A 6,264-nucleotide genomic window follows, 5' to 3' on the forward strand; every position below is an offset into this window, starting at 1 on the left:
CAATGGGAAGTTTAACAAAATATGTATCAAATGATCGTCCAGAATTCGCGGTATTTATCGAAGATGACGATAAGGTCTGTTACGCGTACTTATTAAATGAGGAAAGAATCGTTGGAGATATATGGTTATATAATAAGGCTCCGACTCCGAGCGAACCTGAATGGCATAGCAAGGAAAATCTACCGTTTTTAAATCCTGCGGAGTTTGTCAAAGAGAATCTCGAACCATTTGAGGCGAGTTCGCCTGTCGAAGTAACCTGGGATTTTGGGGAAGAAACAGTGGCTAAGATATTTTTAGGATCCAGATTGATTGCAAAACTTACCGAGGGATCCTGTCCCGGTTGGTCTTGTCTTGTGACTAAAGATGGACCGTTGGCGCAGAAGATTTAATGTCTTCACGAAACTAATTGGACGCAGATAGAACAAATATGCAAACACATAGACGAATAATAATGAAATACTTTCTAAGTCTTATCCTTTTGGCAGCATCAATTTTTACTAAAGCCCAAATAAAGCTTGATCAAAAAGACTTCAATAATTTAATAGCTATTGCTGAGCTCTATTCCTATAATACAAATTCAAGAGGAGATCAATTTGCCAAATCAATTGACTCATTACGGACACCTAAGCTGAATCATATTGTTGATGCTTTAATTGCGGTTGGCAAAGGTGACCATACAATTTTGGAGACACAATTTCTTGCAAGACCAAACGAAGAAGAGTTGGTATTATGGTATGTCATCCGCGAAATTCACTATAATAGGACAAACGAAAAAGTCAAGGCAAGACCAGCTGCTGAAGTCGCAAATGAAGTTCTATTCCAGCAGATTGATAGTCGATGGTTGCTTGATAACTACTACTATCGTATCCATGGTGGTATAGCTTCATTGTTTAACGAAGCTGATTTGAGCAAGTACAATTTCAATATGGATAGTTTAGGACTTAAGGACGAAACTGAAAAGGCAATCTTCTTTTTAAATATGATGGATGCTTTGGTTGGAGGACGGTTCAAAGTTCTACAGATGATGAAAAACAATGAAAAGATACTTGAGTTTTGCGACAAGCTTCCAAAGTTTAATGGCAAGGAATATTTCTACTTTAAAAACTTTGACTACGCAGACTTTGATTGGGTTGGATACGATAAAACAGTAGCATACAATGAATGGCACATTGGTAGTTTTTACAGTACATTGATTGCACAATTCAGTGCATCTGCTGAATTAAAGGATAAGAAAAGGATGCAGGAAATTTATTTCAATTCTATTTTACACGAACCAAAGTATTTTAAATTCACGGAATCAAAAGATGAATTACAAGCATTCTATGACAAATCCAAATAAATTACTATTCCGGCAAGCAATCCACTGTGAAAACTATTTGAGTGGTGAAATAGCCTAACATAATGGAAAACGAGAAGTTGTTGATTCTACAGCTTTTATTCTGTTGAATGCTTAACAATTCCTTTTTCAATGTGCGATAAGTATAATGAGTAAATTTAACAAATAACTGTTGCGACTTTTTAAATGGGATATTTTATATGAAAAATTCTATATTAAAAAAACAAATCAGCTGCAGTAACCCCCATTCAATACATTTGCAGATAAATTCACCTACGCTTTTTGTTCCCGTTTTCCGAAATAGATTTTTACGATGTGTCCTTACGGTATCTGGCGAGATAAAAAGCTTTTCAGCAATCTGCGGGCTTGAGTTCCCTTTGGCAACCAACGATACGATTTCCATCTCGCGCTTGGAAAGTTTAGGGATCTCAAATTGTGGAAGCTGTTTTGATAAGTCGATCTGACAATAATCATCGCGACAACCAATACCGGTAACGAGCACAATTTTATTATTACTTTGGGTAATGTGTTGTACATCAGTATGAATGTTAAGTGAAGACGTTAAACGTCCTAGATCATCCTTAGCAAGATGTATAGCTTGATGATGAAACAAGTGATAATCGCCCTTAGCAACGCGCATGCGAAAGCAGTAAGACGTTTTCAAAAACAGTTGATGTTCAAATCCAATTTCCTTCATTTTGACTAATGTAGCTTCTTCTGCTTTCAGCACAAACTCCAGATCCTCCGGATGTATTTGGTCTATGACCTCCCTTATTGTCGTTGGTTGAGTAGCCAATCCATGGATACTTGTGATATTTTCTGAAACTTGAGAAAGCGAATAGTCAGCTAAATTGATTACATAATGGTAATATGGCCCAACTGACAAAATATCCGATAGGTGATTCACAATATCATACGGTTTTTCTGATTGAAAATCATTTGACAATGCATCGGGATAACTTTCCCAAAGGTCGGCGAGGAGGTGATGATGTTTCTTAGGTTCCATAGGCGCTCGGTCCGTAGTCAATAATGTGGCTTAATAAATAGGTTATTTATTCATACTAAAATATAAAAAATATTTAATATACCTCAATTGGGGTATATAGCTATCAAATGCTTTGCTGTAAATTAGTATTCTATATGACATATTAATTTAATGAAAACTGAACGTTTTAATGATCAAAACAAGAGGTTGACCGATTTTCGCACAGAGGTATTGGTTGTTTGTCCGAAATGTCGAAGGCAGGCTGTGGCAAGCGTAGATTATACGAACAAAAAATCAAGGCTGCAGTGTATATCCTGTGGTTATAACAAAGAAAAAACAACAGAGACACGGGTGTTTGGAATCAAAGGACATATAGAGGTAGCAGCACATATTTATTTCAGTGCAGAACTGTGGTTGGTACATCCCTTTAAAGATGATGTTTTTTGGGCTTATAATTACGCGCATCTTGATTATTTAGAAAGTTACATTTCTGCCAAATTACGGGAGCATAAAGATCGGAGCCATTTTACCTTGCTCGAAAAGCTGCCTAAATTTTACCATGATGCAAAAAACCGAAGCGCATTGTTGAAATTGATCAACAAGATGCGAAAGCGTTCACGCTAGCTCCCGATCTATTTTATGTCGCTCATTTCATTTTATATTTTAGTCTTTGGTACTCTAAAAGTCTGATTTCAAAATTGCTGCTGATAGCACTATGGAAAGGCAGTATCTCGATAAGAACATCCAATTACTTCTCAAACAGATCCACAATTTTCGTGCTTCCAATCAATAGGAATCCATTTTGCTATTTATACTCCAATCTCTTCCCTTAAAACTATTGCATCTCAATAGATATTTTAAAAATACCCCATTTGGGGTATTTACCTGTGTGTGTCAAATATGGAACTTAGCATTACTATATATTAACTAATTTGATTATGAAAAGTATTGCAAAGGTGATGTGCATATTTATTTTTATAGGCTTTGTAGCTAAAGGCCATGCACAGACAAAGAAAGAGACGGTAACTCATTATTATTATACACTTGTATATCTAGATGGTAAAAATGTTGGAATTACTCCAGTGTTAAGTGGTACTGTTGAAAAATACACCTATTTATCGACCTGTATGCGCGGTCTGGAAAAAAAACATCTCAACGTATAGTAGGGAATAAAATATTTCCAATCGTGTAAAGAAAGCCTTGATGCATCTTTCACGTTTTTGATCAGAGAAAAAAGAAATATTCTAACCGTTTAAAACTTAAATTATGGGAAAGAAGATAATCAATCGGAAATCAGTATGGATAGTGCTGCTGATGGGTCTTTCTGTTGTCGGATACGCTCAACAATTTAAAAATATCGGCGAGTTTAACCGTTTATGATGATAAAATAAGGTTACAATTGGACAGTATCTGGAAGTCGCTAGATCCAGAATATGAAAAATTAATAATGTATAATCCTAAACTCTCTAAGGTTGATTTTAGCACGCAAATCAGTAAGATACAAAAGTTAGTAAAGAGCTATGAAGCACGCATAGAGCAATGCCAAAATGCTTTGAAAACCTTGCCTGAATCAAACAATATACAGTCTAATTACGATCTCAAAGACTGGACAGAAGAGCGTATTTTACATTATCAAACGATTATTTCGGCCAGGCAAATGCTCAAACTGAAGATTAAGGAATTGGAAAGCAACATTAATAGGCTGAAAAAATAAGAAGATTTTTACCATGTTATAGAGTATGAAAAAGTATTTAATTGTGCTACTTCTATTGGGATGGGTAGGAGTAGTATGGGGCCAGAGAGAAGAAGATGTTTTGACAAAGCTAGAAAGAAAGTATAGGATTAATAATTCCACTAAGAAAGCAACCAAATCTAAGGATACAAAAATTGATGATAAGACTATTGATTTTATCTCAAAATTATACGAATCCAGAATATATGGTCGTGTTAATAAAGGGGTTCGTCCAAAGGAAACCAATACTTATGTTGTTGAGTATAATTTTGGGCAGGGTGTTTTTAGTCGGAATCGTTTAGCGGCAAGGGTAAATTATCCTATGGTATTTAAAATTACCAATATTAATAGGCTTGCATACGATATTAATATTTCATCTATTGATTCTATCCTTGCTAATTCTTTAATCGCTGATGACCTGTCAAAATGGATTCCTGCAGCGTCACCGGTAAAACCTGAAACGACCATAAGTCAAGCAGCCAACCAATCTAGTACAGTCGATATTTCTGCGAATGATGTTATCCATCAAGGGAAAGATTCCGAGGATAAAGTCAAAGCTATTGTTGCTGACGCTGAAAATATTCAGTATATAGGCCGAGAGAAGGAGAAACTTCGTGTTCTAAAAGATACGCTTGAAAAAGTTTCCAGTGATTATAAAGAAGGAAAGCGACAACTTAATGTTTTAATAGCTCAAAGAGATAGTTTGTTGACCGTAAAGAAGGCCATGTCGGACAGTTCGACGAACGAGAAACAATACCTACAAAGCTATATAGACACTTTAGATAGAATGAAGGAAAAGATAAAATTTTATCGTGATTCTACAAAAATGCTGGCAGGTGTGGAAGAGATAAGAAAAAAGTATAGTGACCAGGAAAGTAAAGTTAAACGTGTAACAGATATAAAGAATAAGGCGTTTAGAAAGTTTTCATACGATAGTGAGAATTATATAACAGGCTACAATGCGTTAATTAAATCCTATAATAATATTCGTCAGTTAATGGTTGATTATAAAGAGATGTTGGTTATCTGCCAAAACCCTAATCTAACTTTGGAAAGCTATTCTACTGATGCTAAAGTAAAGATGGATAGCGTTTACAGTAGGTTAACTTCGGCCTTTCACTCGATAGAAAGCATTAATGACCAGCTCAGTCAAATGGGGCCGTTATATGCACAAATAAAATACAACCCAGGACTAGATAGTCTTCTCAATTTTGGTGGAAAGATAAAATTATACGCGTACATAGAGTCCTTAAAATTCAATGTGGATATGCTGCAAAAGGGATTTGATCGAAAGCTTCTTGATGCGATAGCATCTGAAATGAAAGAGTGTATACCGATGTTGAGCCGTGAAGAGAATTATTATATTGTTTCGGAGCCCATACAACCGAAAAATGATATGGTAATTTTTAATATCGCCATAAAAAAACGTGAAGGTAACTCTAGTAAACTTATAAAAGAAAGATTTTTCAAGCATGAAGAATATATTCGAAAGGGTTTGCGATTCGATCTTGGTATAGGCCTAGCCGGTAGTTTTTTCAGGAATGCAAAACTGTATGATTTGGAAAGACGAGACAGCGCTACCTATATTACAAGGAAAGGTAGGCACACGTATGTACCATCGGTTATTGGGTTAGCTACTTTAGGGTTTCGTTCAGCATCTTACACCACGTTCGGATTGAGTGCTGGGATGGGATTGGATATCAATGAGGGTGAAATCCAGGTTAGTAATTTCTATACTGGTCCAAGTCTTACTTTGGGCCGTTATGACCGTGTCACGATCACTGGTGGAATTGCACTCAAAAACTTAAATGTATTAAAATCAAGCTATCAAGTTAATAAGGGGTATTCCGCATCTATCTCGGAGAGTGATGTATTCACTAAAAGATATCATTTTGGTTACTTCCTATCGATCACTTACAATCTGACTAAAGGAATGAAGAACAATATTAAGTATTTAAAATATATACCTTGATAGTTTTGTCATTGCATTACTGCTTCAAAGAGTGGTAAAAATATTTTTTACTTTCATTTTCCTATGTATAAAGGTGGAATTTATAATAAAGACGAAAAATATACCATAATCTCTGTTAATTTATTCGATTTTGAAAAAATAGATGCGCCAGACGAGAAGGAATGGAGAAATTTATTATACAAGAATAATAATAGCATAGGTTTAATATCCTTTTTGATGGTAGTGTAAACTGAACTGTG

General features: G+C 35.4%; 7 protein-coding genes. 6 read left to right on the top strand and 1 reads right to left on the bottom strand.

The genetic code is table 11. The features are described 5' to 3' along the window. Positions 1–2 precede the first annotated feature (2 nt). Together B2W36_RS15090 and B2W36_RS15095 are read left to right on the top strand one after the other, a co-directional pair. Positions 3–389, top strand: a complete 387-nt coding sequence (locus tag B2W36_RS15090) for a hypothetical protein (RefSeq protein WP_293880635.1) — start codon at positions 3–5, stop codon at positions 387–389. 62 nt (positions 390–451) lie between these two features. Then, the gene (locus B2W36_RS15095) at positions 452–1,339 is read left to right on the top strand and encodes a hypothetical protein (RefSeq protein ID WP_293880633.1); all 888 of its coding nucleotides are present in this window, start codon (positions 452–454) and stop codon (positions 1,337–1,339) included. Between the two features lie 193 nt (positions 1,340–1,532). On the opposite strand, the gene B2W36_RS15100 is transcribed toward B2W36_RS15095, so the two are convergent. Further along, positions 1,533–2,342, bottom strand: coding sequence for a LuxR C-terminal-related transcriptional regulator (locus B2W36_RS15100; protein ID WP_293880631.1), 810 nt, complete (start codon positions 2,340–2,342; stop codon positions 1,533–1,535). A gap of 150 nt (positions 2,343–2,492) precedes the next feature. Here B2W36_RS15100 and B2W36_RS15105 point away from each other — a divergent pair, with 150 nt between their 5' ends. The 4 genes from B2W36_RS15105 (at position 2,493) to B2W36_RS15120 (ending at position 6,025) form a co-directional block, all read left to right on the top strand. After that, the gene (locus tag B2W36_RS15105; RefSeq protein ID WP_293880629.1) at positions 2,493–2,945 is read left to right on the top strand and encodes a hypothetical protein; all 453 of its coding nucleotides are present in this window, start codon (positions 2,493–2,495) and stop codon (positions 2,943–2,945) included. A gap of 314 nt (positions 2,946–3,259) precedes the next feature. Continuing rightward, on the top strand, positions 3,260–3,484 hold the full coding sequence (locus tag B2W36_RS15110) for a hypothetical protein (RefSeq protein WP_293888491.1): 225 nt from the start codon (positions 3,260–3,262) through the stop codon (positions 3,482–3,484). Positions 3,485–3,768: 284 nt separating this feature from the next. After that, the gene (locus tag B2W36_RS15115; protein ID WP_293888493.1) at positions 3,769–4,035 is read left to right on the top strand and encodes a hypothetical protein; all 267 of its coding nucleotides are present in this window, start codon (positions 3,769–3,771) and stop codon (positions 4,033–4,035) included. Positions 4,036–4,060: 25 nt separating this feature from the next. Further along, positions 4,061–6,025, top strand: a complete 1,965-nt coding sequence (locus B2W36_RS15120) for a hypothetical protein (RefSeq protein ID WP_293888495.1) — start codon at positions 4,061–4,063, stop codon at positions 6,023–6,025. Positions 6,026–6,264: the final 239 nt, after the last annotated feature.

The sequence above is a fragment of the Sphingobacterium sp. UBA3549 genome (assembly GCF_002376635.1).
Lineage (GTDB): Bacteria > Bacteroidota > Bacteroidia > Sphingobacteriales > Sphingobacteriaceae > Sphingobacterium.

Excerpts from the sequence above, each read along its gene's own strand:
- B2W36_RS15105 (WP_293880629.1), top strand. The coding sequence starts at position 2,493 with ATGAAAACTGAACGTTTTAATGATCAAAACAAGAGGTTGACCGATTTT.
- B2W36_RS15090 (WP_293880635.1), top strand. The coding sequence starts at position 3 with ATGGGAAGTTTAACAAAATATGTATCAAATGATCGTCCAGAATTCGCG.
- B2W36_RS15100 (WP_293880631.1), bottom strand. The coding sequence starts at position 2,342 with ATGGAACCTAAGAAACATCATCACCTCCTCGCCGACCTTTGGGAAAGT.
- B2W36_RS15120 (WP_293888495.1), top strand. The coding sequence starts at position 4,061 with ATGAAAAAGTATTTAATTGTGCTACTTCTATTGGGATGGGTAGGAGTA.
- B2W36_RS15095 (WP_293880633.1), top strand. The coding sequence starts at position 452 with ATGAAATACTTTCTAAGTCTTATCCTTTTGGCAGCATCAATTTTTACT.
- B2W36_RS15110 (WP_293888491.1), top strand. The coding sequence starts at position 3,260 with ATGAAAAGTATTGCAAAGGTGATGTGCATATTTATTTTTATAGGCTTT.
- B2W36_RS15115 (WP_293888493.1), top strand. The coding sequence starts at position 3,769 with ATGTATAATCCTAAACTCTCTAAGGTTGATTTTAGCACGCAAATCAGT.